At 70.0% G+C, this 1,376-nt stretch carries 1 protein-coding gene; it reads right to left on the bottom strand.

Translation table 11 applies throughout. The features are described 5' to 3' along the window. Positions 1–26: 26 nt before the first annotated feature. Positions 27–1,178: a Gfo/Idh/MocA family protein gene (locus ACFU99_RS43745; RefSeq protein ID WP_384404363.1), complete on the bottom strand. Its 1,152-nt coding sequence runs from the start codon at positions 1,176–1,178 to the stop codon at positions 27–29. Positions 1,179–1,376 lie beyond the last annotated feature (198 nt).

The following is a 1,376-nucleotide window of genomic DNA, read 5'->3' as shown; positions in this document are numbered from 1 at the left end:
GCCGTCCTCGGTGGGGAGTTCGATGGTCACAGCGACAGCTCCGGCACGTCCAGGCGGCGGCCTTCCGCGGACGAGCGCAGGCCCAGCTCCGCGAGCTGCACGCCGCGCGCGCCCGCGAGGAGGTCCCAGTGCCAGGGCTCGTCCAGGACGACGTGGCGCAGGAACAGCTCCCACTGCGCCTTGAAGCCGTTGTCGAACTCGTCGTTGTCCGGGACCTCCTGCCACTGCGCGCGGAATTCCTCGGTGGCGGGGATGTCGGGGTTCCACACGGGCCGCGGGGTGGCGGAGCGGTGCTGGACGCGGCAGCGGCGCAGCCCGGCGACGGCCGAGCCTTCGACGCCGTCGACCTGGAACTCGACCAGCTCGTCGCGGTTCACGCGCACCGCCCAGGAGGAGTTGATCTGCGCGACGACGCCGCTTTCGAGCTCGAAGACGCCGTACGCGGAGTCGTCGGCGCTCGCCTCGTACGGCTTGCCCTTCTCGTCCCAGCGGCGCGGGATGTGCGTGGTGATGTGCGCCTGCACGGTCCGTACGGGGCCGAAGAGCTCGTGCAGGACGTACTCCCAGTGCGGGAACATGTCGGCGGTCATGCCGCCGCCGTCCTCGGCGCGGTAGTTCCAGGAGGGGCGCTGGGCGCTCTGCCAGTCGCCTTCGAAGACCCAGTAGCCGAACTCGCCGCGTATGGAGAGCACACGGCCGAAGAAGCCGCCGTCGATGAGCCGCTTCAGCTTCCGCAGGCCGGGCAGGAACAGCTTGTCCTGGACGACGCCGGACTTGACGCCCGCGTCGCGCGCGAGGCGGGCGAGCTCCAGGGCGTCCTCCACGCTGGTGGCGGTGGGCTTCTCGCAGTAGACGTGCTTTCCGGCGGCGACGGCCTTGCGTACGGCGTCCACGCGGGCGGCGGTGACCTGGGCGTCGAAGTAGACGTCGACGGCGGGGTCGGCGAGGACGGCGTCGAGGTCGGTGGTCCACGAGTCGAGTCCGTGGCGGCGCGCGACGGCCTCCAGCTTGGACTCGGAACGGCCGACGAGCACGAGCTCGGGCCAGATGGCAGAACCGTCGCCGAGGTCGATGCCGCCCTGCTCGCGGATGGCGAGGAGCGAGCGTACGAGGTGCTGGTTGTGCCCCATGCGGCCGGTGACGCCGTTCATGGCGATCCGCACCGTCTTGCGCGTCATTGCTGTGTGCCCCTTTCCAAGGCCGGCCGCCACGTCCGGGCCGGCTCCCCTCAACTGCCCCGAGAACCTAGTGCCCGTCGGCAACATGCACAAGAACGTCGTTATTTTCACCGTTTGCCCGTAACTACCGCTCAAACGAGCGAACTTCGAGAGCTTCGTTCCCCGGCACGTCGTTTTTCGCGCGCCACGGCCCGGCCG

Source organism: Streptomyces sp. NPDC057654 (assembly GCF_042800135.1).
Classification (GTDB): domain Bacteria; phylum Actinomycetota; class Actinomycetes; order Streptomycetales; family Streptomycetaceae; genus Streptomyces.
The sequence above is the reverse complement of the archived record's forward strand: the minus strand, read 5'-3'. Positions and strand labels throughout refer to the sequence as shown.